A 24,391-nucleotide genomic window follows, 5' to 3' on the forward strand; every position below is an offset into this window, starting at 1 on the left:
GCGAGCTCCAGCAATGGATCCCGCCCTTTTTTGTGCACCAAGCAACCTTATGCAAAGCAGCAGCACTCTATTCCCCGTGGCCCTGCTCAGTGCCGAACGCCGCGGCGACCTCAGCGAAGATGTGTACCGGATCAAGGCCGGCAACAGCCCTGACCCCAGCGTCGAGCTGGCTGTCACCCGCCTGGGGCTGGCCGATCAGGGCCAGGCCCAGGGCGTACCGGTCATTCTCCTGCACGGCAGCTTCTCCAACCGCCGCTTCTGGTATTCCCCCAAAGGGGTTGGCCTGGGCGCCTATCTCGCCCGCGCCGGCTTCGATGTGTGGATCCCGGAAATGCGCGGCCATGGCCTGTCGCCGCGCAACCATGACTGGAAGCACAACAGCGTTGCCGCCTATGCCCGCGATGACCTGCCGCTGATTGCAGCGTTCGTGCGCGAGCAGTCGGGCCAGACGCCGCACTGGGTCGGCCATTCCCTGGGCGGCACGACCCTGGCGGCAGCGCTGGGCGGTGGTTTTCTGGCTGCCGAACAGGTGGCCAGCGTGGCGCTGTTCGGTACCCAGATCAGCCGCGTGTACTGGCCGCTGAAGGTGCCACCGCTGGCCTGGGGGGCCAAGCTGCTGCTCAAGCGCTGGGGGCAGATTTCCGGGCCGCGTTTCAAACGTGGGCCGGAGGATGAGCCGATCGGCCTGGCCCTGGAAAGCATGCGCTGGCATGGCCTGTTCGGGCGCTTTGGCGACAAGCAGAGCGACTGGTGGGCGGGGCTGGCCAAGGTGGATGTGCCGCTGCTGGCCGTGGCTGGTGCGGGGGACTTCCAGGACCCGGTGTGGGCCTGCCGCAAGCTGTTCGAGCAATTCGGCGGTGAGCGCAAGCAGTTTCTGCGGCTGGGGCTCGAGGAAGGCTTCGACGCTTTCGGGCATGTCGACATGCTGGTGAGCAAGGCCGCGCAGGTGCAGGTGTGGCCGCTGGTGGAGCGTTGGCTGCGGGATCCGCTGGTGCCTGTGCATGAATCCACGGTGGTGGCGGAGCCTGTGCCCGTCGGTTGAATGGGTTGCGCCTGTGCTGGCCTCTTCGCGGGTAAACCCGCTCCCACAGGAATTGCACAGGGCTCGGGTGCAGTGAAAACCCTGTGGGAGCGGGTTTACTCGCGAAAGGGCCGGTACAGGCAAAACACAACTGACTGCTTGGTCCCGGATGACTGCAATGGGCTCTACGGTGTAGCCTTGGCCGATACCCGCTTTCGTTGTGACTGACAGGAGCTTCCCATGCAGCATTACGTTACGCCCGACCTGTGTGATGCCTACCCGGACCTGGTGCAGGTGCTGGAACCGATGTTCAGCAATTTCGGCGGCCGCGATTCGTTCGGTGGCCAGATCGTCACCATCAAGTGCTTCGAAGACAACTCGCTGGTCAAGGAGCAGGTCGAGCTCGATGGCAAGGGCAAGGTCCTGGTCGTCGATGGTGGTGGCTCGCTGCGCCGCGCACTGCTCGGCGACATGCTCGCCGAGAAGGCTGCCAGGAACGGTTGGGAAGGCCTGGTGATCTACGGCTGCGTGCGTGACGTCGACGTGCTGATCCAGACCGACGTCGGCGTGCAGGCCCTGGCCAGCCACCCGATGAAGACCGACAAGCGCGGCATCGGCGACCTCAACGTGCCAGTGACCTTCGCCGGGGTGACCTTCCGCCCGGGCGAGTATGTGTATGCCGACAACAATGGCGTGCTGGTCTCGCCAAGCCCGTTGAAAATGCCTGAGTAAGGCGCCGCCCGCGCTGATGGAGCTTTGATGTTCGAGGAAGACAACGCGCAGTGGGGGCTGGTGCACGCCCTGGTGCTCGATGGCAAAGGTGGCGCGCGCTCGATTGCCCGTACCGAGCTGGACGACCTGCAGCTGCAACCCGAGCAAAGCCTGTGGCTGCACTGGGATCGCAGCCATCCGCAAACCCGCACCTGGCTGCTGCACGACAGCGGCCTGAGCGCGTTCGCCTGCGAGCTGCTGCTGGAAGAAAACACCCGGCCGCGCCTGCTGCCCATGGCCGATGAGCAGTTGTTGCTGTTCCTGCGTGGGGTCAACCTCAACCCGGGTGCAGAGCCGGAAGACATGGTCTCGGTGCGTATCTTTGCCGAGGCGCAGCGGGTCATCTCGCTGCGCCTGCGGCCGTTGCGCGCCAGTGACGAGATTCTCCAGCAGCTCGAAGAGGGCAGGGGCCCGAAATCGGCTTCCGAGCTGTTGCTGCTGATGGGCGAACTGCTCACCGAAAAGGTTCAGGGTCTGGTCAGCGACCTGTCCGAACTGGCCGACATTGAGGAAGAAAAGGTTGAATCCGACGAACGGTATACCCCGGAGAACGGCAGCCTGCAGCAGATCCGCCGGCGTGCCGCCGGTCTGCGGCGTTTTCTTGCCCCGCAGCGGGAAATCTACGCCCAGTTGTCGCGCAGCAAATGGAGCTGGTTCGCCGATGCCGATGCCGATTACTGGAACGAGCTGAACAACAGCCTCATCCGCTACCTCGAAGAGCTGGAACTGACCCGCGAACGTGCCGCGCTGGTGCTGGAAAGCCAGGATCGCCGGCGTAGCGAGCGCATGAACCGCACCATGTACCGCTTCGGCATCATCACCTGCATCTTCCTGCCCATGAGCTTCATCACCGGGCTGCTGGGCATCAATGTCGGCGGCATCCCCGGGGCGGAAAACCCCTATGGTTTCCTGTTCGCCTGCATCGTCGTGCTGGGGCTGGCGGTGGGGCAGTGGTGGCTGTTTCGGCGGTTGCGGTGGGTATAGATGTCGATTGACCTGCTCTGGCCTCTTCGCGGGCACGCCCGCTCCCACAGGGACACCACAGCCTTCAGGTTCTGTGAGATCCCTGTGGGAGCGGGCGTGCCCGCGAAGAAGCCGACGCGCATTCATTTTGAAACACTCGTCCCAATGCGATGTGTGACCCATCGTCCGGCCATCTCGTCTCTGACTGACACTGCGCGAGGTGCCCATGCACGATCCGTTTGAAGAATCCCTGCGCGACCTGCTCAAGGCGTCCCCCTCCGGCAATGACCGGGACGACCGGGACGACGCCGCTTGCCTGGGTCGCGTGCTGAAAACCGCCAACCGCCAGGTTGGCGCGGGCGATCTGTTCAGCCTGCTTGGCCGCTGGAGCCAGGCGCTGCTGATCGCCGTGAACAATGGCGCGGCGCATGTTGCGCCGGTGCGTCGACACTCTTCCCGCAACGCTGCCAACGGCAGCAAAGCAGATAAGGCCGATTGAATATGGAACTCGATCTCTGGACCCAGAGCCTGGTCACCGCCATGACTGCCCTTTGGACCAAGGTAGCGAACTTCATCCCCAACCTGTTCGGCGCGCTGGTCGTGGTGCTGCTCGGTTTCGTGGTGGCCAAGCTGCTCGACACGCTGCTGTCCAAACTGCTGGCCAAGTTCGGCCTGGACCGCCTGATGGCCGGCACCGGCCTGACCAAGATGCTCGGCCGGGTCGGCATCCAGGTACCCATCTCCACCCTGATCGGCAAGATCGTCTACTGGTTCGTGCTGCTCATCTTCCTGGTCTCGGCCGCAGAGTCGCTGGGCCTGGAGCGGGTTTCGGCAACCCTCGACATGCTTGCCCTTTACCTGCCGAAGGTGTTCGGCGCAGCCCTGGTGCTGCTGGCCGGCGTGCTGCTGGCCCAGGTGGCCAACGGCCTGGTACGCGGCGCTGCCGAAGGCATCGGCCTGGAATACTCGGCAGGCCTGGGCCGTATCACCCAAGGCCTGGTGATCATCATCAGCATCTCGGTGGCCATCAGCCAGCTGGAGGTGAAAACCGACCTGCTGAACCATGTGATCGTGATCGGGCTGATTACCGTTGGTCTGGCCGTTGCGTTGGCAATGGGCCTCGGTAGCCGCGAAATCGCCGGGCAAATCCTCGCCGGCATCTACGTGCGCGAACTTTATCAGGTGGGCCAGCAGGTGCGAATTGGAGAGGTCGAAGGGCACATCGAGGAAATCGGTACGGTCAAGACGACGCTGCTGACCGATGATGGCGAACTGGTGTCGCTGTCCAATCGCGAGTTGCTTGAACAGCGAGTCAATAGCCGCTAACCGCACAAAGCTGTTAATGTATGCCGCCGCGAAAATCGACCCACGGGGTCGCGCGGCGACATTGACCTGACTGTCGGCCAGATCCGTTTTGAATAAAGTTCATTCGCCGCCCATGCGTTATGACCCCCGCGAGCTCACCGACGAAGAGTTGGTGGCGCGTTCGCATGAAGAGCTGTACCACGTTACCCGCGCCTATGAGGAGCTCATGCGGCGCTACCAACGGACCCTGTTCAACGTCTGTGCACGTTATCTGGGGAACGACCGTGACGCGGACGATGTCTGTCAGGAAGTCATGTTGAAAGTGCTGTACGGGCTGAAGAACTTCGAGGGTAAGTCCAAGTTCAAGACCTGGCTCTACAGCATCACCTACAACGAATGCATTACCCAGTACCGCAAGGAGCGCCGTAAACGTCGGCTGATGGATGCCTTGAGTCTGGACCCTGTCGAAGAGGCGTCCGAAGACAAGGCTCCGAAGCCGGAAGAAAAAGGCGGGCTGGACAAGTGGCTGGTGCATGTGAACCCGATTGACCGGGAAATCCTGGTGCTGCGTTTTGTCGCAGAGCTGGAATTTCAGGAAATTGCCGACATCATGCACATGGGCCTGAGCGCGACAAAAATGCGCTACAAGCGCGCGCTAGACAAGCTTCGGGAGAAATTTGCCGGCCTCGATGAAACTTAGTGGCGTGCAAATATCTCTAACGAACCGGCGAGTTCTGCTAGACTTGCCGTCGAGTTGTCCCCCTTGTTTGTGGTGGGACTGCTTAACTATCACCAGATGGGGATTTAACGGATGAAATTGAAAAACACCTTGGGCTTGGCCATTGGCTCGCTCGTCGCTGCTACTTCGTTCGGCGTTCTGGCTCAAGGCCAAGGCGCTGTGGAAATCGAAGGCAACGTTACCAAGCAGTACTACGACAGCGAACGTAACTTCAAGAACGACGGCACCAATCCTGGTGTTCGCCTGGGCTACTTCCTGACCGACGACGTTTCCCTGGACCTCGGCTACAACGAGACCCACAACGCTCGTGGTGAAGTCTTCAACAAAGACATCAAAGGTTCCAAGGCCAAGCTCGACGCTACCTACCACTTCGGTACCGTCGGCGACGCTCTGCGTCCGTACGTTTCCGCCGGTTTCGCTCACGAGAGCCTGGGCCAGGCCACTCGTAGCGGCCGCGACCACTCCACCTTCGCCAACGTTGGCGCTGGCGCCAAGTGGTACATCACCGACATGTTCTTCGCCCGTGCTGGCGTAGAAGCCATGTACAACATCGACAACGGCAACACCGAGTGGGGCCCGACCGTTGGTGTTGGTCTGAACTTCGGCGGTAGCCCGAAGCAAGCTGAAGTCGCTCCGGCCCCAGTTGCCGAAGTGTGCTCCGACTCCGATAACGACGGCGTTTGCGACAACGTCGACAAGTGCCCTGACACCCCGGCCAACGTTACCGTTGACGCTGATGGCTGCCCGGCTGTTGCCGAAGTCGTTCGCGTTGAGCTGGATGTCAAGTTCGACTTCGACAAGTCGGTCGTCAAGCCAAACAGCTACGGCGACATCAAGAACCTGGCTGACTTCATGAAGCAGTACCCACAGACCACCACCACCGTGGAAGGTCACACTGACTCCGTCGGCCCAGACGCTTACAACCAGAAGCTGTCCGAGCGTCGTGCCAACGCTGTCAAGCAGGTCCTGACCCAGCAGTACGGCGTAGAATCCAGCCGTGTTGATTCGGTTGGCTACGGCGAAACCCGTCCGGTTGCCGACAACGCCACCGAAGAAGGCCGCGCTGTCAACCGTCGCGTTGAAGCTCAGGTAGAAGCCCAGGCCAAGTAATTGGTTTGAAGCTTCATGAAAAACCCGGCCTCGGCCGGGTTTTTCTTTGCCTGGGATTTGTGTGGTGTGTGCCGGCCCTTTCGCGGGTAAACCCGCTCCCACAGGTTCGCCGCACCCTTCAGCTCATGCACAATCCCTGTGGGAGCGGGTTTACCCGCGAAAGGGCCGGCGCAGGCAGCGCATCATCCAGCAATTGCCACCAATTCCTGAACCACCTGTTCCCCAACCACCTCTCCAATCACCAAAATCGCCGGGCTACGCAAGCCAAACCCCCGCGCCTCCTCGACCATCCCCCGCACATCGCTCCTGCATTCCCGCTGTTGCGGCAACGAGGCATTCTCGATCATCGCCACCGGCGTCGCCGGTGCCATGCCCCCGTCCAGTAACCCTTGGCGCACCTGCTCCAGCCTGGCCACGCCCATGTACACCACCAGCGTCGTCCCGCCCTGGGCCAAGGCCGTCCAGTTCAGTTCGCTGTCGTCCTGGGTATGGGCCGTGACCAGCGTCACGCCACGGCTCACGCCCCGTGAGGTCAGGGAAATTCCGCATTGCGTGGCGCCAGCCAGGCCGGCGGTGATGCCGTTGACCACTTCCACCTCGATACCATGCCCCTGCAACCACAGCGCCTCTTCACCGCCGCGGCCGAAGATGCACGGGTCGCCGCCCTTGAGCCGCACCACGCAGCGCCCTTGCCGCGCATGGCGCAGCATCAGGCGCTGGATGAACGCCTGCGGCGTGGAGCGGCAGCCGCCGCGTTTGCCCACGGCAATCACACGGGCCTGTGGGCAGTGCTCCAGCACCGCCGGGTTGACCAGGTCGTCGATCATCACCACAGCGGCTTGCTGCAAGGCGCGTACAGCCTTGAGAGTGAGCAGCTCCGGATCACCAGGGCCAGCACCAACCAGCCAGACTTTCGCATTCATCAGGGTTTCCTCATCGGCAAGGTGCGTTCAGCCCTTGAGCAGGGTGAGCAGCAAAATCAGGTTGAACAGCAAGGACAGCAGGGCCAGGGTGCGCCAGACCTTCAACGGTTCGCGCTCCAGCAACGGCCGTGGCCGGGTGGGCAGTTCCTGGCGGTCGCCACGTTCGAGTAGCAGTAGCCAGTGTTCGGCGGTTTCGAAGCGCTGCGCCGGGTCGGCTGCCAGTGCCTGCTGCAGGTTGTGCTGCAGCCATTCCGGCAGGTCAGGGCGGTAGCGCGCGGCGTTGACCGGCTGGCCGAAGCGTGGGCGCTGGAAGGCCTCCACCTCGCCGTAGGGGTAATGCCCGGTCAGCAGGTGATACAACGTCACACCCACGGCATACAGGTCCTGGCGTGGGCTGGGCGGTTGGCCGTCGAACGCTTCCGGGGCAATGTATGACGGTGTGCCCGGCAACTCGTGCAGCGGGTCTTCGGACAAGCCCGGGCAGTAGGCCAGGCCGAAGTCCAGCAGGCGCAGCTGCCCATCGCTGCCCAGGTGCAGGTTCTCTGGCTTGATGTCGCGGTGCAGCAGGTTGCGCCGGTGCAATACGCCGACCGCCTGCAGCAGTTGCCGAGCCAGCTCCAGCCACTGCGGTATGGGCAGCGGGCCATGCTCGGCCAGCAGCGCCGCCAGGCTCTGGCCGGGGTATTCGCGCATCACGTAGTACAGGTGCTGGCGCTGGCTGGCGGTGTGCAGCTCGGGAAAGTGCCGGCCAGCGACCCGGCGCAGGAACCATTCCTCCAGCAACAGCCCTTGCGCCGCGCCGGGCTCCTGCTCGCGCGCGGGTGGCAGTGTCTTCAGCAGCCAGGCTCGGCCCTGACTATCGCGCACCCGGTACAGCAGCGACTGGCGGCTTTGCGAAAGCAGCTTTTCGGCTTGCCAGCCATCGATTACCTGGCCTTCACGCAACGGGCCGGGCACCGGCCATTGCTGCAGTTGCGCCAGGGTGTCGCCCAGGTTGGCAGTGCCCAATTGCTCGACCTGCACCAGCAAGGCACTGGCGTTGTCCTGGCTGCCGTTCAGGTGCGCGCTGGCGACCAGGGTATCGACGGCCAGTTGCAGGTCGGGTTGCTCGCGTAGCACCGCCTGGATGTGCTGGTCGCCCAGGCTGGCCCATACGCCATCGCTCAACAACAGGAAACTCTCGCCCGGCTGCAGCTCACCTTCCAGATAATCCACCAGCAGGTGCTGGTCCAGGCCCAGCGCGCGCTTCAGCACATGCTGCATGCCGGGCTGGTCCCATACATGGTCTTCGCTCAGGCATTGCAGGCGCCCGGCGTGCCAGCGGTACACGCGACAGTCACCCACGTGGGCCAGGGTAAAGCGTCGGCCGCGCAGCACCAGCGCGCTGAGGGTGGTCAGCAGTGGCTGGCCACTGCCTTGGGCGCGCAGCCAGCGGTTTTGCGCCAGCAGCAGGCGGTCCAGTGCCTGGGCCACGCTCCAGGTCGCGGGGGTGGCGTAATAGTCCAGGGCCAGCGCCTGCAGGCTGGCACGGGCTGCCAGGCCGCCATCGGCACATTGGCTGACGCCGTCGGCGAGGGCGAACAGGTAGCCTTTGCTGGCGGCCAGCTCCGGCGCCGGGGTAACCAGGCGCAGGGCGTCCTGGTTTTCCTCGCGCGGCCCGGTGGCGCTGGCCTGGGCAAAGTTCAGTTGCAGGCTCATGGCTGTGCCTCAGACCCGTGCCGCGGTAACCGCAGCCGAGCCCCAGGTGGTGCGCCAGCGCTGTTTCACGCCGTGCAGGCCGAACCAGGCCAGCAAGCCCAGGCTGGCGAACAGCCACAGCCCCAGCTGGTAGTCACCGGTGTGCTGCTTGATGGTGCCAAGCCCGGCGGCCAGCAGGAAGCCCCCGATGCCGCCGGCCATGCCGATCAGCCCGGTCATCACGCCGATCTCCTGGCGGAAGCGTTGCGGTACCAGTTGGAACACCGCGCCATTGCCGGCTCCCAGGCCGAGCATGGCGCTGACGAACAGGGCCAGTGCGGCGGCGGCGCTTGGCAGGTTGAAGCCGACTGCGGCGATGCAGATGGCCGCCACGCTATACATGCCCAGCAGGGTGCGGATGCCGCCGAAGCGGTCAGCCAAGGCGCCGCCAAGTGGGCGCATCAGGCTGCCGGCGAACACGCAGGCAGCGGTGTAGTAGCCAGCGGTGACCGGGCTCAGGCCATACTGGTCACTGAAATAGCCGGGCAGGGCGCTGGCCAGGCCGATGAAGCCGCCGAAGGTGACGCTGTAGAAGAACATGAACCACCAGCTGTCACGGTCGCCCAGGGCCTTGAGGTAATCGGCCATGGCTTTTGGCTTGGGCCGCTGCGGAGCATTGCGTGCCAGCAGGGCGAACACCAACAGGGCCAGCGACAGCGGGATCAGTGCGAAGCCGAACACGTTGTTCCAGCCAAAGCCCGCAGCCAGCGCGGGGGCCAGCAGGGCGGCGAACACTGTGCCGGAGTTGCCGGCACCTGCAATGCCCATGGCTTTGCCTTGGTGCTGTGGCGGGTACCATTGCGAGGCCAGCGGCAGTGACACGGCGAACGAAGCGCCGGCAAAGCCGAGGAACACGCCCAGCAGCAGCGCTTGTTCATAGCTGTGCACGCCCAGGTGCCAGGCAGCGGCGAGGGCGACGATGACCACCACTTGGCCGATCAGCCCCGCGGTCTTGGGTGACAGGCGGTCAACCAGCACGCCCATGGCGAAGCGCAGGATCGCCCCGGCCAGGATCGGCGTGGCCACCATCAGGCCCCGTTGTTGTGCACTCAGCTGCAGATCGGCGGCAATCTGCACCGCCAATGGGCCAAGCAGGTACCAGACCATGAAGCTGAGGTCGAAGTACAGGAACGCGGCGAACAGCGTGGGCACATGCCCGGATTTCCAGAAGCTGGTACTCATCGAACACCTCACTCGGCAATGCAACGGAACGAAAAAGACGCCGCTACCCGCTCCACGTGCGTGGAGGAGAGAGCGACGTCTTTGTCGGGGATTAAGTGGGGCAACCGCCGTTGGCTACCGGTGATATTTGTTCAGCAAGAGATGGGCCAACTCGGACCGTGGGTTGACTCGGGTTATGTGGGAGGTTTTGAACGAGGCGTCAGCCCAGCATCTCGTGCATGGCAATGATCTGCTCGGCCACCTGGATCAGCTTCTGCTGCCGGCTCATGGCCTGTCGGCGCATCAGGGTGTAGGCCTGTTCTTCGTTGCAGTCCTTCATCTTCATCAGCAAACCCTTGGCCTGCTCGATGCGCTTGCGTTCAGCCAGTTGCTGGTCGCGCGCAAGCAGCTGTGCCTTCAGCGCCTGGTCGCTTTCGAAGCGGGCCATGGCCACGTCCAGGATCGGTTGCAGCCGCGCGGCATGAATGCCTTCGACGATGTAGGCGCTGACCCCTGCCTGGATCGCCTGGCGCATCACCCCGGGATCATGCTCGTCGGTGAACAGCACGATTGGCCGTGGCTGGTCACGGCTGACCAGGACCACCTGTTCCATCACATCGCGGTCCGGTGAGTCGGTATCGATAAGCACCACGTCCGGGCGCACCGTTTCGACGCAGGCGGGCAGGTCGATGGTCAGGCCTGGGGCTTCGATGACCTCGAAGCCGGCCTCGCTCAAGGCCGCCTTGAGGCGGCCGAGTTTGCTCTGGGTGTCGTCGATCAGCAGGATGCGCAACATGAATGGTCCCCCTCACGCGCCGACACGGGCATCGGGCAGGTCGCCCAGGGCATGCAGGCTGAAGCTGCGGGCATAGCCGTAGGGGTCGCTGCCGTCCCAGCGGCTGCCATCGATCAGCAGGCTGCTGCGCATCGGCTGCTCGGGGCAGGCCACGCCTAGGCTTTGGGCCGCCTCGCCATACAGTGCCAGTTGCTGGACCTGGCGGGCCACGCCGAGGTAGTCGGGGTCATCGCGCAGCAAGCCCCAGCGGCGGAACTGGGTCATGAACCACATGCCGTCGGACAGGTACGGCAGGTTGGCCCGGCCGTGATCGTGCAGGCGCAGGGCGTGCGGGTCTTGCCAGTGGTTGCCCAGGCCATCGTGGTAGCTGCCGAGCAGTCGCGGCTCGATACTTGCCAGCGGAGTGTCCAGGTAGGCGCTGCTGCTGAGCAGTTGCGCGGTGCTGCGGCGGTTTTCCGGGCTTTGCTCGATGAAGCGGCTGGCGGCGAGTACCGCCCTGATCAGCGCGCGGGCGCTGTTGGGGTATTGCTCGGCAAAGGCGCGGGCGCAGGCCAGGACCTTTTCCGGGTGGTCCGGCCAGATCGACTGGCTGGTGGCCAGGGTGAAGCCCTGGCCCGTGGCCACTGCATCGGCAGCCCAGGGTTCGCCCACGCAGAAACCGTCGATGCGCCCGGCCTGGATATGCGCAGCCATTTGCGCCGGTGGTACCACCACGCTGTCGACGTCGCGCAATGGGTGGATGCCCTGGCTGGCCAGCCAGTAATACAGCCACATGGCGTGGGTGCCGGTGGGGAAGGTTTGGGCGAAGGTGAGGCGTGCGCCATGCTGGTGCACCAGGCGCGCCAGTGCTTCAGGGTTGGTCACGCCTTTGCGCTGCAGGGCCGGGGACAGGTTTATGGCCTGGGCGTTCTGGTTCAGCCCCATGAGCACGGCCATGGCGCTGGCCGGTACACCGCCGATGCCCAGGTGCACGGCGTACACCAGGCCATACAGGCAGTGCGCCGCATCCAGTTCGCCGCTGACCAGCTTGTCGCGCAGCCCGGCCCAGGAGCCTTGGCGCTTGAGGTTGAGGGTAAGGCCGTGCTGCTGGGCGAAGCCCTGGGTGGCGGCGACTACCACCGAGGCGCAGTCGGTCAGGGCCATGTAGCCGATGTTCAGGCTGGGCTTTTCCGGCGCGTCGCTGCCGTTGACCCAGGCCAGGGGCGTTGCTCGGGGTGCAGTGTTCACAAGGTTCCTCGCCCGTACTGATAAGGCTGTGGGCTTTTCCGGTGCAACCGATGTGCCATCTGACAGCAGCCCCACGATTTGCTGTCATGCCGGCCTCACGCTGGCTATAATCGCCCCCTCATTCACCCCGAGCCTTGCCTGCCCATGTATACCCTGGCCCGCCAGCTGCTGTTCAAGCTTTCCCCGGAAACCTCCCACGACCTGTCCCTGGACCTGATCGGTGCCGGTGGCCGTCTCGGTCTCAACGGCATGCTGTGCAAGCAGCCGGCGGCTTTGCCGGTTACGGTCATGGGCTTGAACTTCGCCAACCCGGTGGGCCTGGCGGCCGGCCTGGACAAGAACGGCGCGGCCATCGACGGTTTCGCCCAGCTGGGCTTCGGCTTCGTCGAAATCGGCACCGTCACCCCGCGTCCACAGCCGGGCAACCCCAAGCCGCGGCTGTTCCGCCTGCCGGAGGCAACGGCCATCATCAACCGCATGGGCTTCAACAACCTGGGCGTTGATCACCTGCTCGGCCGGGTACGGGCCGCGCGTTACAACGGTGTGCTGGGCATCAACATCGGCAAGAATTTCGACACCCCGGTGGAGCGTGCCGTCGATGACTACCTGATCTGCCTGGACAAGGTGTACACCGAGGCCAGTTACATCACGGTCAACGTCAGTTCGCCCAACACCCCGGGCCTGCGCAGCCTGCAGTTCGGCGATTCGCTCAAGCAACTGCTCGATGCCCTGGCCGTGCGCCGCGAGCAACTGGCCGGCACGCATGGCAAGCGCGTACCTCTGGCAATCAAGATTGCCCCGGACATGAGCGACGAAGAAACCGCCCTGGTGGCCGCCGCGCTGATGGAGTCGGGCATGGATGCGGTGATCGCCACCAACACCACGCTGGGGCGTGAAGGTGTCGAAGGCCTGCCGTACGGTGGCGAGGCGGGCGGCCTGTCGGGCGCGCCGGTGCTGGAGAAGAGCACCCATATCGTCAAGGTGCTGGCGGGCGAGCTGGGCGGCAAGCTGCCGATTATTGCCGCTGGCGGCATTACCGAAGGCCGCCATGCCGCCGAGAAGATCGCTGCCGGGGCGAGCCTGGTGCAGATCTACTCTGGCTTTATCTATAAAGGGCCGGCGCTGATTCGCGAGGCGGTGGACGCTATCGCTGCAATGTCCAGGTAACCTGACAGGCCAATTCGCGGGTAAACCCGCTCCTACAGGAATTGCACAGCGCTTGAAGGCAGCAGGGCATCTGTGGGAGCGGGTTTACCCGCGAAAGGGCCGGTGCATTTGATAACATTTGCCAAGTAGCATAAAAAAGGGCCCCATCAAGGGGCCCCTGGGCCTTCGCCCGCCGCCCGGATAGGGCGTGCATGGTGAATCGAATTCAGTGTCCTCGTTCAGCCAACGGCGTGATTTTCGTTGAGTCTATGGATGCCAGCGGTGCCAGTCATTCCGTCCCAGTTATCACCGCGACCTTCACGCCAGCCGTTGATCCAGGCTTGGCGAACAGAAGGAAGATTGAAGGGGCAAAGTTCGCGGGATTTGCCGGTGACCCCGTATTGGTAGCCACGTGAATATGCTCTTTCCAACGGATCACGCTTAAGTCTTCTCATAGGGTGTTGCCCTCACTTGTTGACTGTAATGTCCCGTCGGCCTCTCCGAGGCCGGGCAGAGTCTTTCTGCCGGTATGCGCTCGCTGCCGGCGTGGCGAGCTGAAAGTGCCACCTCGTTGCGAAGCGGCCTGAGACCAGTTCTATCGAATGCGAGTCACGGTGTGAATGATCGATTTGTCATAAGCACGTAACCTTTCCAAGGGTGAGGGGATAAGTAAATAAATGCGACTCAACCTTGTTTAGCGTTGAGCCCGCTATGATCAGGGTTTGCCGATCATTGACGTCATTTCGCCAGCGTTGCTTGCGCATGACAGAAATAATTTGAAATGCGACGAAGGGTCACATCGGCCCTGGTATCGCCAGAATTTTTCGTACTGCCTGATGATCTAAGCTGTCTTTGCCACTGGGCCAAGCACAGATCGGTCAGGCGGCCCGGCCTTTCATTGCACGTTCGCGTGTCGGGAGGGGCCACCCGCACGTCTGCTGGAAAGGTGTGCGGGCAAACATCGCGGGGCGATGCGTCGCCCCGTCAGTCAAATAGCCCAAGGCGCTGGATTACTCATGTCGGACCGTTTCGAACTTTACCTCACTTGCCCCAAAGGCCTGGAAGGCCTGCTTGCCGAAGAGGCGCGGAGCCTCGGCCTGGATGATGTGCGCGAGCACACTTCGGCCATTCGCGGCGCCGCCGACATGGAAACCGCCTACCGCCTGTGCCTTTGGTCACGCTTGGCCAACCGGGTGCTGCTGGTACTCAAGCGCTTCTCCATGAAGAACGCCGACGACCTCTACGACGGCGTGCACGCGGTCGACTGGGCCGATCACCTGGCAGCCGACGGCACCCTGGCAGTTGAGTTCAGCGGCCATGGCTCGGGCATCGACAACACCCACTTCGGTGCGTTGAAGGTCAAGGACGCGATCGTCGACAAGCTGCGCAACCGTGAAGGCCTGCGCCCGTCGGTGGAAAAGATCGACCCTGATGTGCGCGTGCACCTGCGCCTGGACCGTGGCGAAGCCATTCTCTCGCTCGACCTTTCCGGGCACAGCCTGCACCAGCGTGGCTACCGCCTGCAGCAAGGCGCCGCGCCGCTGAAGGAAAACCTGGCGGCGGCGGTACTCATCCGCGCCGGCTGGCCGCGCATTGCCGCCGAAGGTGGCGCGCTGGCCGACCCGATGTGCGGTGTGGGTACCTTCCTGGTCGAAGCGGCGATGATCGCCGCCGATATCGCGCCCAACCTCAAGCGTGAGCGCTGGGGCTTCAGTGCCTGGCTCGGCCACGTACCGGCATTGTGGCGCAAGGTGCATGACGAGGCGCAGGCGCGGGCACAGGCCGGCCTGGCCAAGCCACCACTGTGGATCCGTGGCTACGAGGCCGACCCTCGGTTGATCCAGCCAGGCCGCAACAACGTCGAGCGTGCCGGCCTGGGCGACTGGGTGAAGATCTACCAGGGCGAAGTCAGCACCTTCGAGCCGCGCCCGGACCAGAACCAGAAAGGCCTGGTCATCAGCAACCCGCCTTATGGCGAGCGCCTGGGTGACGAAGCCAGCCTGCTGTACCTCTACCAGAACCTCGGCGAGCGCCTGCGCCAGGCCTGCATGGGCTGGGAGGCGGCGGTATTCACTGGCGCGCCGCAGCTGGGCAAGCGCATGGGCATTCGCAGCCACAAGCAGTACGCGTTCTGGAACGGCGCCTTGCCGTGCAAGCTGCTGCTGTTCAAGGTGCAGCCCGACCAGTTCGTTACCGGCGAGCGCCGCGAAACGCAGCCTGAAGGCGCGGAAACCCGCCAGCAGGCAGCACCGGCCAGCGAGCCGGCGCGCCTGTCGGAAGGGGCGCAGATGTTCGCCAACCGCCTGCAGAAAAACCTAAAGCAACTAGGCAAGTGGGCCCGCCGCGAACAGCTCGATTGCTACCGCCTGTACGATGCCGACATGCCCGAATATGCCCTGGCGGTCGACCTGTACCAGGATTGGGTGCACGTGCAGGAATACGCCGCGCCACGTTCGGTCGACCCGGACAAGGCCCAGGCACGCCTGCTCGATGCGCTGGCCGCCATCCCGCAGGCCCTGGGCATTTCGCCGCAGCGTGTGGTGCTCAAGCGTCGCGAGCGGCAGAGCGGCACGCGCCAGTACGAGCGCCAGGCGACCGAAGGCCGCTTCCAGGAAGTGAACGAAGGCGGCGTAAAGCTGCTGGTCAACCTCACCGACTACCTCGACACGGGCCTGTTCCTGGACCATCGCCCGATGCGCATGCGCATCCAGCGCGAAGCAGCCGGCAAGCGCTTCCTCAACCTGTTCTGCTACACCGCCACGGCCACCGTGCATGCGGCCAAGGGCGGCGCGCGCAGCACCACCAGCGTCGACCTGTCGAAAACCTACCTGGACTGGGCGCGACGCAACCTGGCGCTCAATGGCTTCTCCGAGCGCAACCGCCTGGAGCAAGGCGATGTGATGGCCTGGCTGGAAGGCAACCGCGACAGCTATGACCTGATCTTCATCGACCCGCCGACCTTCTCCAACTCCAAGCGCATGGAAGGCGTGTTCGATGTGCAGCGTGACCACGTGCAACTGCTGGACCTGGCCATGGCCCGCCTGGCGCCGGGTGGCGTGCTGTATTTCTCCAACAACTTCCGCAAGTTCCAGTTGGACGAGCACCTTATGGCGCGTTATGCGGTGGAGGAGATCACGGCCCAGACCCTGGACCCGGACTTCGCGCGCAATAACCGTATCCATCGCGCCTGGCGTCTGCAGCTTCGTTGAGGCGACGAGGTACATTGCGCGGCTAATGGCCAATGGCTATAACTGAGGGCAGGGCAAGATAATCCGCAGGACGCTGACGTGACGAGATGGGTGTATGTCAAAGGGTGGCGTGCGTGCGCGGTTGCTTGGCCTGTGCACAGAGGCAATGTCCGCCTGGGCGGTGGCCCTGGTCGCCCTGGTCGTGGGTGGCCTGTTGACGGCCGTCCTGGCGTTAGCCACGCAAACCTTCTACAAGCAGCAACTGCGCCAGCGCTTCGAGCTGCTGGCCAGCGAGCGTTTCAGCCGGATCGCCGAGCGGTTTGACGAACAGCAGCAGCGCCTGGACGGGCTGCGGCGGTTTTTCAGCTTTTCCAACGAAATCACCCCACACGAGTTCGACGGCTACGCCCGGCCATTGCTGCAGCGGACCCTGGCCTACGCCTGGGCGCCGCGTGTCGAGGCCGCGCAACGCGCCGAGTTCGAGCGCCAGGCCAGTGTGCATTTCGGCCCGGGTTATGTGATCCGCGACCAGGATGAACAAGGCCAGTGGCACCCATCCCCCCAGCGCGACCATTACTTCCCGGTACTCTATACCCAGTCGGGTGAATTGCCCGGGCTGCCCCATGGTCTGGACCTCGCCGGCCAGGAAGTGCCCTTGGCGGCACTGGCGCGGGCGCTGGGGCCCGGCAGCATGGCGGTGTCCGAGCCACTACCCATGTTCGATACCAGCTCGGATGCGCGTGGCCTGCTGATGGTGGCGCCAGTGTTTTCCGATGCCAACCCCCGCGGCGCGGCAATGGGCTATGTGATGGCCCTGCTGAGCATGCGGGAACTGGTCAGTGACGGGCGCCCGGTTACGGCAGACGATAACCTGGTGGTGCGTATCGTCGACCCCACCGGGCTGCATGGCCCCGAGGTGATGTTCGATTCGCAGAACCCGGTTGCACCTCTGCCGCTGGCCATCAACCAGTTGTTGCACCTGGCTGACCACCACTTCCAGCTGAGTATCCGGCCGAGCCTGGCCTTCGTGCGCGCCAACCGCTCCTCCGCGGTGCTGGCGGTAAGCCTGCTGGGCGGCTTGTTGAGCCTGCTGCTCAGTGTGTTGCTCTACAGCCTGTTCAGCCAGCGCCAGCGCGCCTTGGCCCTGGTAGAGCAGCGTACCGCCGAGCTGCGGGTCAGCGAGCAGTCACTGCGTGGTACCCACAACCAGCTGCGCAGCGTGCTGGATGCCGCAACCCAGGTGGCGATCATCGCCACCAACCTCAAGGGCGTGGTCAGCACCTTCAACGCCGGTGCCGAGCGCATGCTCGGTTACCCGGCCTGCGAGGCGATCGGCAAGCTGCGCCTGGAGGACCTGGTGTTGCCCGAGGAGTTGAACCTGCGTGCCCATGCCTTGAGCCTGCGTTTCGGCCGGCCGATTGCAGGTGGCCAGGCCATGTTTGCCGAAACGGTGGAGGAGCATGGAGCCGAGCCGGGGGAGTGGACCTTGTTGCGCGCCGATGGCAGCCAACTGGTGGCCAACATGCTGGTCACCGCCATGCTCGATGAGCAGGGGTTATGGATCGGTTACCTGGCGATCTGCATCGATGTCACTGAACGGCGTCGGGTGCATGAGGCGCTGGCGGCGCGTGACCGCCTTCTGGAAAAACTCAGTGCCGAGGTGCCGGGCGGCATCTACCAGTACCGCCTGGATGGCAACGGCCATTCCTGTTTTCCGTACGCCAGCAAGGGCCTGTACGACATCTACGAAGTCGATCTGCAGCAATTGCGTGAGGATGCCACGGCGGTGTTCGAGCGCATCCACCCGGATGACCTCGAGCGCGTGCGCCGCTCGGTGCGTTACTCGGCCGAACACCTGTCGCCCTGGCGTGAAGAATATCGGGTCTGCCTGCCGCGTGCCGGGCTGCGTTGGGTGCGTGGCGAGGCGACACCGGAGGTGGGGGAGCAGGGCTGCACGTTGTGGCATGGCTACCTGACCGATATCTCCGACCTCAAGGGTGTGGAGGAAGAGTTGCGCGCGCTGTCGGTGACCGATTCACTGACCGGCATCCATAATCGCCGTTACTTCCAGGAGCGGCTCAAGCTCGAGCTGGAACGGGCCCAGCGCGATGGCCAGGCACTGGCGGTCATCATGCTCGATATCGATCACTTCAAGCGCATCAACGACCATTTTGGCCATGCTGTCGGCGATCGCGTGCTGCGCAGCCTGTGCCTGCGTATCAGCCAGCGTTTGCGCCGTACCGATGTTTTCTGCCGGTTGGGCGGCGAGGAATTCATGGTGCTGTGCCCGGGGAGCGATGCCGAGCAGGCGCGGCTGCTGGCGCTGGAACTGTGGCATGGGGTGCGCAATGTGCCGGTGGAAGGCGTGGGCAGGGTGACTGCGAGTTTTGGTGTGGCGGGCTGGCGACCGGGGGAAGGGGCCGATGCCTTGCTGTTGCGGGCTGATGCAGGCGTGTATGCGGCCAAGCAGGCCGGGCGGGACCGGGTGGAGGGGGAGTTGGCCTGACAGCTTTCAGTTGCCAATGCCGGCCCGTTCGCGGCTAAAGCCGCTCCCACAGGGACATCACAGTCTTGAACCCTGCACTGTACATGTAGGAGCGGCTTTAGCCGCGAAGAGGCCGGTACCGGCTAACGATCAGTTGGCCGCAGTACTGCCGGCCAGTTTCGGCTGGCGGTACAGGTCCAGCAGCACCTGGTCGAGCACCTGCGAGGCGCCCCACGGTTTCGGATCGTTGAGGATCGCCGCCACCGCCCAGGTATGGCCGTTGCTGTCGCGGCTGAAGCCTGCAATTGCCCGCACGGTATTCAGCGTGCCAGTCTTGATGTGACCTTCGCCGGTCATGGCGGTACGCTTCAGGCGCTTGCGCATGGTGCCATCCATACCCACCAGCGGCATCGAGCTCATGAACTCGGCAGCATAAGGGCTCTTCCAGGCAGCCTGCAGCATCGCGGCCATTTCCCGGGTGCTGACCCGTTCGGCACGCGACAGGCCGGAACCGTTTTCCATTACCAGGTGCGGCGCGGTAATGCCCTTCTTCGCCAGCCACTGGCGCACCACACGCTGGGCGGCGCGGGCGTCGTCACCGTCGGCATCGGTGCGGAACTGCGCGCCAAGGCTCAGGAACAGCTGCTGGGCCATGGTGTTGTTGCTGTATTTGTTGATGTCGCGGATCACTTCCACCAGGTCTGGCGAGAAGGCTCGGGCCAGCAGGCGAGCGCCCTTGGGCACGTTCTCGAAGCGGTCGCCACCCTGGATGCTGCCACCCAGCTCGTTCCAGATCGCGCGCACGGCACCGGCGGCGTAGGTCTGGTGGTCGAGCAGCGACAGATAGGTCTGGGAGTTGCAGCCGTCACCCAGCTGACCACTGACCGTTACGCTGATGCCATCGGCCTGCTGCACCGGGTTGTAGCGCACGTCACCCGAGCACTGTCTGGAGGCTACTGCCTTGACCTGGTTGTCGATACGGATGCTGGCAATCGGCGGTTCGACTGCGATGGTTACCTTGCCGCCATCGTTGCGGGCCACGAAACGCAGGGCCTTGAGGTTGACCAGCAGCGAGTCGGGCTTGACCAGGAACGGCTTGTTCTCATCGCCACCGTCGTCGTTGAACTGCGGCAGGTTGGGCTGCACGAAGTGGCTGCGGTCCAGCACCAGGTCGCCGGTGATGGTGCGCACGCCATTGGCGCGCAGGTCACGCATCAGCAGCCACAGCTTTTCCATGTTCAGTTTCGGGTCGCCGCCACCTTTGAGGTACAGGTTACCGTTGAGTACACCGTTGCTCAGGGTGCCGTCGGTGTAGAACTCGGTTTTCCACTGGAAGGTCGGGCCGAGCAGTTCGAGGGCGGCGTAGGTGGTGACCAGTTTCATGGTCGAGGCCGGGTTGACCGAGACATCGGCATTGAACACGGTCGGTGTGCCGGGGCCGTCCAGCGGCAGCATCACCAGCGACAGGGCAGAATCCTGCAGCTTGTTGGCCTTGAGGGCCTGCTGCACCTTGGCAGGCAGCGTGGTGTTGACGGCGGCGGCCTGGCTGGGCAGGGCGAGTGGCAACAGCAGGCCGGCAAGAACGAGGGGACGAAGCGTTTTGATCATGATCGATAAATACCCTACGGCGAGGGAAAAGGGCATTGGGGCTGTAAGGAATGATGGCCCCAGGGTGAAAGAATACGCATTATGCCCCAAGCGCAGCGACGATGCGCCACGTTCGACGGAAAAGCACCCCCAATAAAAAAGGCCACCCCTGAGGGTGGCCTTTCCAGCGATCGAGCCGGGCCGGTATTACTCGGCCTTGTTGATCGGCTTTTCCGGGTACCAGGCGTCCAGCAGCGGGCTGACCTCGATCTTGGTCAGTTCGCTACGGCCTTTGAGCCAGGCTTCAACGGCTGCACGCTGTTCTTCGCTGACCGAGCCGCGTTTGACCGAGCACACCAGGCCGAAATCGTCACCGCCTACATAGTCCAGGCCATTGGCGTCCATGGCTTCTGCCAGGAACGCGTCGAGGAAAGCATCGATTGCCTGGTCATCCAGATCTTCCTTGAATTCCAGGTTCAGCTCGAAGCCCAATTCCTGAAACTCGTCGACACACAGCTTCTTGCGCAGACGACGGGAGCGGTTTGTGGCCATGAAACAATCCTCTTAGGTAATAACGCCGCGCAGTCTACCAGTTAACACGCCTGGCTGCCTGCCTGTGTGCAGGTGCCTGTGGCCAGTTCCCTGGCCAGGGCACGTTCTACCCGGTACATATGCCGCGCCAGTGCCTGGCGCCGCAGGCGTAGCTGAGTGGTAGGCAAGCCGCTTGCCTCGAGGGCTTCGCAGGCTTTCATCAGCTCGGGGGCTTCCAGCATCCGCGCGGCACTGAGCACCTTGTGCGCCTGTTCGGCAATAGCATCGCTGTCATGCTGCGGATGCAATGCCATCAAGGTGGCCAGGTCGGCCTGCAGGCTCTGCTGCAACGCCTGCAGGAAACGCTGGCGATCGTTCGGGTCATGCCCGACCACCGTGGCCAGGCCGTCCAGGTGGTAGAGCTTGCGGCGCGGTTTCTGCTGGCGGCGTGGGCGGATACTGGCAAGACGCTGGCTGAGCGTGCCCAGGCTGATGGGCTTGAGCAGGCAGTCGTCCATGCCGGCGCTCAGGCACTTGCGGCGTACCTCCGGCTGTGCGTTGGCGGTGTAGCCGAGAATGGTGCAGCGCTGCCGCTTGCCATGGCGTTCCTCGGTACGTACGGCAGTGGCCAGCTGGTAACCGTTCATGTGCGGCATGTTGCAGTCGAGCACCAGCACATCGAAGTCGCCCGCCCGCCAGGTAGCCAGGCCTTCGCGACCGTCCTGGGCGCTGGTGTGCTCAAGCCCCAGGTAGCCAAGCTGCTGTGCCATCAGTTGCAGGTTGGCCGGGTGGTCGTCGATCACCAGCACGCTCAGCCGTGGGTCGGGCACGTCGAGGTTTTCGATCAGCGGGGTCGGCTGCGCTGCTGCGTCAACCCGCTGCAGCGGCATCTTCAGGCGCACCTGGGTGCCGACATCCTCCAGGCTCTTTATGGTCAGGCTGCCGCCCATCATCTCGCACAGGTTGCGACAGATGGCCAGGCCCAGCCCGGTACCTGCACGGGCGCTCTGGCTATGCGGGTTGGCCTGGATGAACGGGTTGAACAGGCGCTGCAGGTCGTCGGCGTGGATACCGATGCCACTGTCGCGCACTTCCAGCTCCAGAACTGCGGGGGTAGTGCTGCCGTCGTCCACCAGGCCGACGCATATGCGCACCTGGCCATGCTCGGTGAACTTGATGGCGTTGCTTACCAGGTTGGACAGGACTTGCTTGAAACGCAGGGGGTCGAGCAGGGCATGGCAGCGGGCGGCCGGTGCGATGATCACCTCCAGGGCCAGGCCTTTCTGCCGGGCCTGGCCCTCGAAAATGCGCCCCACCGACTCGACCAGGGCCGCCAGGTCGACGGCCTCCGGGGCGAGGGACAAATGCCCGGACTCGATGCGCACAATGTCGAGGATATCGCCGATCAGGCCCAGCAGGTCCTTGGCCGAATGGTGGGCCAGCTCCAGCGCACAGCGGTCTACACGGCCTTGGTCGGCGCGCTTGACTGCCAGCTCGAGCATGCCGATGACGGCATTCATCGGGGTGCGGATTTCGTGGCTGATGGTGGCCAGGAACGTGCTTTTGGCGCGGTTCGCATCATCGGCCTGCTGCTTGGCCTGGCGCAGCTCCATGACCAGATGGCGGCGCTCGCTGATGTCGATCCAGCCACCGATGATGCCCTGCACCTCACCCAGTGAGTCGCGGTACGGCAGAATCCAGTGGTAGATGGTCATCTCCCGGCCCTGGATCCGAAGTGGCCGGTCCATGATCAGCGGCGAGCCTTCGGCCATCACCTTCAGATAATCGGCGTGGATCTGCCGGGTCTGCTCGTAATCGGCGAACAGGCTCCCCTCCAGGTTTTTGCCGATGACCTCCTCGGAGCGGGCCTGCACGGCTTCCAGGTAACTGTAGTTGCAGCTTTGCAGTCGGCCCTCGCGATCTCGCACGTACATGGGGTGGGGCGTGCCGTTGAGGAGGGCGCGCATGAACGCCAACTGGTCGTTCAGCGCCCGTTCGGCGCGTTGCCGCTGGCGAATCTGCAGGCGCAGGCGGGCATTCCACAACAAGGCCAGCAGCAACAGCACGGCGGTGCCCAGTACCACCTGTATCGCCAGCCGGCGGTAGCCGTGGTCGTTGCCATCCTCGTGCAGGCTGAAGCCGCGCCAACGGTTGTTGATGACCCCCAGTTCTTCCGGCGAGATGCTCAGCAGTGCCTTGTCGAGGATCGACACCAGCGCTTGTGACGGGGCGCTGGTGGCCATGGCGAAGGTGGCGGGTTCGCTGCCGACGGTGGCCCGGATGACCAGTTCGGGATTGCCAGCCAGGGCGTGGTTGGCGTCGATCAAGGTGGTGATCACCGCATCGACGGCACCACTGTTGAGCAACGCCATGGAATAGAACGAGCTTTCGGTCTCGACCCAGCCGATTTGCGGATAGTGCCGCGACAGCATGGCGTCCATGGCGCTGTAGCGGGTAATGGCGATGCGATGACCCTGCAGCTGTTCCAGCGAGGTGAAGGGTTGTTTGTCCTTGCGGCTGACCAGCACATAGGCGCTTTCCAGGTAGGGTTGGCTGATTTGCAGGTCGTCTTCGTTCATCCCGCCGCTGGCCAGTGCAGCAATGACATCGGCGCGGCCATCCTTGAGGCGGGCAATCATGTCGGCAAGGCCGCTGGCGCGCTGCACTTCGAAGCGCAAGCCGGTGCGCAGGCGAAGGAGCTCGAGCAGGTCGGCGGTGATGCCGCGAAAATGCCCCGAGCCGTCGAAATAGGAAACCGGTGCAGCGGTGTCATCGATTGCAACGCGCATCACCGGGTGTTCTTTCAGCCATTGTTCTTCGGTGTCGGTCAGTTGCAGCTTGCGGTCGGTCAGCAGTAGGTCGCTACCAGCGCTCCAGCGCTTGAAGATGCTGGCGCGTATGGCCGAGGTCTGTCTGTCCAGGGTGGCGTTCACCAGATCCATCAGGACCCGGTCCTCGCGGCGCAGGGCAAAACCGAAGCCGATGGCCTCGTGCTTGCCGAAACTGGCCATGCGCAGACGCGGCAGGTGGCCGCGATTGAGCTGGTAGTGGGTGGAAATGGTATCACCGATGAACACGTCGGCCTGGCCGAACGCCACGGCACTCAGGGCCTGGCTGGACGAGCCGAAGGCCAGAAGCTCGGCCTTGGGGTAGGCGCTGTTCACCTCCTGCCGGGGCAGGTAATGGTAGAGCATGCCCAGGCGCATGCCGCCCAGGCCCGTGTCCAGCGCCCGGCTTTCGTCCTCGCGCGTTACCAGCACCGGTTGGTCGATGGCATAGGGGGCCGACAGGGCCAGGCCATCGCTGGCCGCTTCGTAGCCGTTGGAGCTGCCAAGGAGGTCGATATCGCCCTGCCGGAGCGCCTCGACCGCCGCTTGCCGGCTGGAAAAGCGCAGCACCCGCACGGGCAACTGCAGGGCCTTGCCGATCAGGCTTGCGTACTCGGCGGTAAGGCCCTGGTAGTCGCGGCCCCCACTGGTGATGTCGAACGGCGGGTAGTCTGGTGCCGAGGTACCCAGCACCAGTTCCTGACGGCCTTCGAGCCATTGCCGTTGTTCGTCCGTGAGCGCTGGTAATGCCGGCCTGGCCGATGAGCGTGCCAGCAAGGTATAGGATGAAGCCTCGTGATGGGTAGCCTGTGCCACGCCGCTGAACAGGAGCAGGGTGAGCAGTAGGCGAGCGATACTGTGCGCCATGACTAC

General features: G+C 63.9%; 19 protein-coding genes. 10 read left to right on the forward strand and 9 right to left on the reverse strand.

Annotated elements, in window-relative coordinates:
• Nucleotides 1–49: 49 nt before the first annotated feature.
• From NY023_RS08595 to NY023_RS08625, 7 genes are all read left to right on the forward strand, one after another.
• Nucleotides 50–1,042 (forward strand): alpha/beta fold hydrolase, encoded by a 993-nt coding sequence (locus tag NY023_RS08595; protein WP_024086558.1) that lies wholly within the window; start codon nucleotides 50–52, stop codon nucleotides 1,040–1,042.
• A 219-nt stretch (nucleotides 1,043–1,261) separates the two neighbouring features.
• The gene (rraA, locus tag NY023_RS08600) at nucleotides 1,262–1,753 is read left to right on the forward strand and encodes a ribonuclease E activity regulator RraA (protein WP_013971668.1); all 492 of its coding nucleotides are present in this window, start codon (nucleotides 1,262–1,264) and stop codon (nucleotides 1,751–1,753) included.
• A gap of 27 nt (nucleotides 1,754–1,780) precedes the next feature.
• Nucleotides 1,781–2,776, forward strand: a complete 996-nt coding sequence (locus tag NY023_RS08605) for a zinc transporter ZntB (RefSeq protein ID WP_013971669.1) — start codon at nucleotides 1,781–1,783, stop codon at nucleotides 2,774–2,776.
• A gap of 205 nt (nucleotides 2,777–2,981) precedes the next feature.
• A complete protein-coding gene (locus NY023_RS08610) occupies nucleotides 2,982–3,254 on the forward strand; it encodes a hypothetical protein (RefSeq protein ID WP_004376140.1) in 273 nt (90 codons plus the stop codon).
• Between the two features lie 2 nt (nucleotides 3,255–3,256).
• Nucleotides 3,257–4,081: a mechanosensitive ion channel family protein gene (locus tag NY023_RS08615; protein WP_004376138.1), complete on the forward strand. Its 825-nt coding sequence runs from the start codon at nucleotides 3,257–3,259 to the stop codon at nucleotides 4,079–4,081.
• A 112-nt stretch (nucleotides 4,082–4,193) separates the two neighbouring features.
• Nucleotides 4,194–4,760, forward strand: a complete 567-nt coding sequence (sigX, locus tag NY023_RS08620; protein ID WP_003248665.1) for an RNA polymerase sigma factor SigX — start codon at nucleotides 4,194–4,196, stop codon at nucleotides 4,758–4,760.
• A gap of 111 nt (nucleotides 4,761–4,871) precedes the next feature.
• Nucleotides 4,872–5,909, forward strand: a complete 1,038-nt coding sequence (locus NY023_RS08625) for an OmpA family protein (RefSeq protein ID WP_004376136.1) — start codon at nucleotides 4,872–4,874, stop codon at nucleotides 5,907–5,909.
• A gap of 182 nt (nucleotides 5,910–6,091) precedes the next feature.
• Here the strand turns inward: NY023_RS08625 and cobA are convergent, their stop codons facing one another.
• The 5 genes from cobA to NY023_RS08650 all read right to left on the reverse strand — a co-directional run bounded on the left by cobA (nucleotide 6,092) and on the right by NY023_RS08650 (nucleotide 11,753).
• The gene (cobA, locus tag NY023_RS08630) at nucleotides 6,092–6,832 is read right to left on the reverse strand and encodes a uroporphyrinogen-III C-methyltransferase (protein ID WP_013971670.1); all 741 of its coding nucleotides are present in this window, start codon (nucleotides 6,830–6,832) and stop codon (nucleotides 6,092–6,094) included.
• A gap of 27 nt (nucleotides 6,833–6,859) precedes the next feature.
• Nucleotides 6,860–8,530, reverse strand: a complete 1,671-nt coding sequence (locus tag NY023_RS08635; RefSeq protein WP_013971671.1) for a bifunctional protein-serine/threonine kinase/phosphatase — start codon at nucleotides 8,528–8,530, stop codon at nucleotides 6,860–6,862.
• A 9-nt stretch (nucleotides 8,531–8,539) separates the two neighbouring features.
• Complete coding sequence (locus NY023_RS08640) at nucleotides 8,540–9,751, reverse strand: nitrate/nitrite transporter (RefSeq protein WP_013971672.1); 1,212 nt, start codon at nucleotides 9,749–9,751, stop codon at nucleotides 8,540–8,542.
• A 199-nt stretch (nucleotides 9,752–9,950) separates the two neighbouring features.
• The gene (locus NY023_RS08645; protein ID WP_013971673.1) at nucleotides 9,951–10,526 is read right to left on the reverse strand and encodes an ANTAR domain-containing response regulator; all 576 of its coding nucleotides are present in this window, start codon (nucleotides 10,524–10,526) and stop codon (nucleotides 9,951–9,953) included.
• Nucleotides 10,527–10,538: 12 nt separating this feature from the next.
• A complete protein-coding gene (locus tag NY023_RS08650) occupies nucleotides 10,539–11,753 on the reverse strand; it encodes a CmpA/NrtA family ABC transporter substrate-binding protein (RefSeq protein WP_013971674.1) in 1,215 nt (404 codons plus the stop codon).
• 144 nt (nucleotides 11,754–11,897) lie between these two features.
• On the opposite strand from NY023_RS08650, the gene NY023_RS08655 reads away from it, so the two are divergent.
• Nucleotides 11,898–12,920, forward strand: coding sequence for a quinone-dependent dihydroorotate dehydrogenase (locus NY023_RS08655; RefSeq protein WP_013971675.1), 1,023 nt, complete (start codon nucleotides 11,898–11,900; stop codon nucleotides 12,918–12,920).
• Nucleotides 12,921–13,138: 218 nt separating this feature from the next.
• Here the strand turns inward: NY023_RS08655 and rmf are convergent, their stop codons facing one another.
• Nucleotides 13,139–13,354: a ribosome modulation factor gene (rmf, locus tag NY023_RS08660; RefSeq protein WP_003248687.1), complete on the reverse strand. Its 216-nt coding sequence runs from the start codon at nucleotides 13,352–13,354 to the stop codon at nucleotides 13,139–13,141.
• Between the two features lie 561 nt (nucleotides 13,355–13,915).
• Here rmf and rlmKL point away from each other — a divergent pair.
• Nucleotides 13,916–16,108, forward strand: a complete 2,193-nt coding sequence (gene rlmKL, locus NY023_RS08665) for a bifunctional 23S rRNA (guanine(2069)-N(7))-methyltransferase RlmK/23S rRNA (guanine(2445)-N(2))-methyltransferase RlmL (protein WP_013971676.1) — start codon at nucleotides 13,916–13,918, stop codon at nucleotides 16,106–16,108.
• A gap of 94 nt (nucleotides 16,109–16,202) precedes the next feature.
• Nucleotides 16,203–18,593 (forward strand): diguanylate cyclase, encoded by a 2,391-nt coding sequence (locus NY023_RS08670; protein WP_013971677.1) that lies wholly within the window; start codon nucleotides 16,203–16,205, stop codon nucleotides 18,591–18,593.
• Nucleotides 18,594–18,722: 129 nt separating this feature from the next.
• Here NY023_RS08670 and dacB read toward each other — a convergent pair whose 3' ends face one another.
• The 3 genes from dacB to NY023_RS08685 form a co-directional block, all read right to left on the reverse strand.
• The gene (dacB, locus tag NY023_RS08675; protein ID WP_013971678.1) at nucleotides 18,723–20,180 is read right to left on the reverse strand and encodes a D-alanyl-D-alanine carboxypeptidase/D-alanyl-D-alanine-endopeptidase; all 1,458 of its coding nucleotides are present in this window, start codon (nucleotides 20,178–20,180) and stop codon (nucleotides 18,723–18,725) included.
• A 186-nt stretch (nucleotides 20,181–20,366) separates the two neighbouring features.
• Complete coding sequence (locus NY023_RS08680; RefSeq protein ID WP_004376110.1) at nucleotides 20,367–20,711, reverse strand: YggL family protein; 345 nt, start codon at nucleotides 20,709–20,711, stop codon at nucleotides 20,367–20,369.
• Between the two features lie 41 nt (nucleotides 20,712–20,752).
• On the reverse strand, nucleotides 20,753–24,385 hold the full coding sequence (locus tag NY023_RS08685) for an ATP-binding protein (RefSeq protein WP_013971679.1): 3,633 nt from the start codon (nucleotides 24,383–24,385) through the stop codon (nucleotides 20,753–20,755).
• Between the last annotated feature and the right edge of the window lie 6 nt (nucleotides 24,386–24,391).

The organism is Pseudomonas sp. NBB (assembly GCF_032701105.1).
Classification (GTDB): Bacteria; Pseudomonadota; Gammaproteobacteria; order Pseudomonadales; family Pseudomonadaceae; genus Aquipseudomonas; species Aquipseudomonas asiatica.

What these genes read in the sequence shown, in the direction of transcription:
- sigX (WP_003248665.1), top strand. Translation starts at nt 4,194, where the DNA reads ATGCGTTATGACCCCCGCGAGCTCACCGACGAAGAGTTGGTGGCGCGT.
- NY023_RS08605 (WP_013971669.1), top strand. Translation starts at nt 1,781, where the DNA reads ATGTTCGAGGAAGACAACGCGCAGTGGGGGCTGGTGCACGCCCTGGTG.
- NY023_RS08685 (WP_013971679.1), bottom strand. Translation starts at nt 24,385, where the DNA reads ATGGCGCACAGTATCGCTCGCCTACTGCTCACCCTGCTCCTGTTCAGC.
- NY023_RS08610 (WP_004376140.1), top strand. Translation starts at nt 2,982, where the DNA reads ATGCACGATCCGTTTGAAGAATCCCTGCGCGACCTGCTCAAGGCGTCC.
- rlmKL (WP_013971676.1), top strand. Translation starts at nt 13,916, where the DNA reads ATGTCGGACCGTTTCGAACTTTACCTCACTTGCCCCAAAGGCCTGGAA.
- NY023_RS08680 (WP_004376110.1), bottom strand. Translation starts at nt 20,711, where the DNA reads ATGGCCACAAACCGCTCCCGTCGTCTGCGCAAGAAGCTGTGTGTCGAC.
- NY023_RS08670 (WP_013971677.1), top strand. Translation starts at nt 16,203, where the DNA reads ATGTCAAAGGGTGGCGTGCGTGCGCGGTTGCTTGGCCTGTGCACAGAG.
- NY023_RS08595 (WP_024086558.1), top strand. Translation starts at nt 50, where the DNA reads ATGCAAAGCAGCAGCACTCTATTCCCCGTGGCCCTGCTCAGTGCCGAA.
- rraA (WP_013971668.1), top strand. Translation starts at nt 1,262, where the DNA reads ATGCAGCATTACGTTACGCCCGACCTGTGTGATGCCTACCCGGACCTG.
- NY023_RS08625 (WP_004376136.1), top strand. Translation starts at nt 4,872, where the DNA reads ATGAAATTGAAAAACACCTTGGGCTTGGCCATTGGCTCGCTCGTCGCT.
- dacB (WP_013971678.1), bottom strand. Translation starts at nt 20,180, where the DNA reads ATGATCAAAACGCTTCGTCCCCTCGTTCTTGCCGGCCTGCTGTTGCCA.
- NY023_RS08640 (WP_013971672.1), bottom strand. Translation starts at nt 9,751, where the DNA reads ATGAGTACCAGCTTCTGGAAATCCGGGCATGTGCCCACGCTGTTCGCC.
- NY023_RS08655 (WP_013971675.1), top strand. Translation starts at nt 11,898, where the DNA reads ATGTATACCCTGGCCCGCCAGCTGCTGTTCAAGCTTTCCCCGGAAACC.
- NY023_RS08615 (WP_004376138.1), top strand. Translation starts at nt 3,257, where the DNA reads ATGGAACTCGATCTCTGGACCCAGAGCCTGGTCACCGCCATGACTGCC.
- NY023_RS08635 (WP_013971671.1), bottom strand. Translation starts at nt 8,530, where the DNA reads ATGAGCCTGCAACTGAACTTTGCCCAGGCCAGCGCCACCGGGCCGCGC.
- rmf (WP_003248687.1), bottom strand. Translation starts at nt 13,354, where the DNA reads ATGAGAAGACTTAAGCGTGATCCGTTGGAAAGAGCATATTCACGTGGC.
- NY023_RS08645 (WP_013971673.1), bottom strand. Translation starts at nt 10,526, where the DNA reads ATGTTGCGCATCCTGCTGATCGACGACACCCAGAGCAAACTCGGCCGC.
- cobA (WP_013971670.1), bottom strand. Translation starts at nt 6,832, where the DNA reads ATGAATGCGAAAGTCTGGCTGGTTGGTGCTGGCCCTGGTGATCCGGAG.